General features: G+C 68.4%; 1 protein-coding gene. It reads left to right on the top strand.

What is annotated here, in order from left to right; translation table 11 throughout:
- Nucleotides 1–914, top strand: a 914-nt coding sequence (locus tag AB4Z37_RS32940) for a two-partner secretion domain-containing protein (protein ID WP_441520873.1), incomplete at both ends; no start/stop codon positions are given.

Here is a 914-nt window from a genome sequence, read left to right as displayed (position 1 = left end):
CCGACGATCGCGGCGCCGAGCTATGCGTCGGATGCCGCGAGCGCGGCGGCTCAGCAGGCGGCGGCCGCGGCGGCCAACGGCTCGAGTGCGCTGATGCGGGCGACCCAGGCGATCCAGGCCATGCAGGCGACGCAGGCCGCGGCCCGCAGCGCCGCGCAGACGGCCGGCACGTCGCGGACGCGACCGCAAGTGGTGCCCAACGGCCTTGCGCCGGGCGGGCTGCAGGTCGCGCCGGGCGCGTCCGACCCGAAATCCGGGCTGTGGAGCGGCGCCAGTCTGCCGGTCCAGGCCACCACGAATGGGCGGACCGGCGTCCTCATCAACCAGACCGCATCGCAGGCGATCCTCAACTGGCAGACCTTCAACGTCGGCGCGCGCACCGACGTCGTGTTCGACCAGCACGGCAACGGCAACTGGGTTGCGCTCAACCGTGTCATCGGCGATGTCAATCCCAGCCAGATCCTCGGCAACATCAGGGCCGATGGCCAGGTGCTGCTGATCAACCAGAACGGCATCATCTTCGGCGGCGCCAGCCAGATCTATGTCGGCTCGCTGGTGGCCTCGACGCTCAACGTCACCGACAAGCAGTTCCAGGCCAGGCTGCTCAACTATACGTCGCTGGACAGTTCCGGCAATCTGCAGGCGCCGATCTTCAGCAATAGCAGCGGCCCGACCGGTGACGTCGCCGTCGAAGCCGGCGCGGTGATTGTCACCGCGCCGCCGGTGTCGGCGACGAAGGCGGGCGGCAATGTCTTCCTGTTCGGTGCCAATGTGCAGAACAACGGCAGCATCGTCACGCCGGGCGGCCAGGCCGTGCTTGCGGCCGGCACGTCGGTCTACATCACGACCAGCAGCGATTCGAGCAAGCTGGGCCTGTCGTTCAATGTGCTCAACGGCGGCACGGTCACCAACAA

This window comes from Bradyrhizobium sp. 2TAF24 (assembly GCF_052115025.1).
In the GTDB taxonomy this organism is placed as follows: Bacteria; Pseudomonadota; Alphaproteobacteria; order Rhizobiales; family Xanthobacteraceae; genus Bradyrhizobium_A.
The sequence above is the reverse complement of the archived record's forward strand: the minus strand, read 5'-3'. Positions and strand labels throughout refer to the sequence as shown.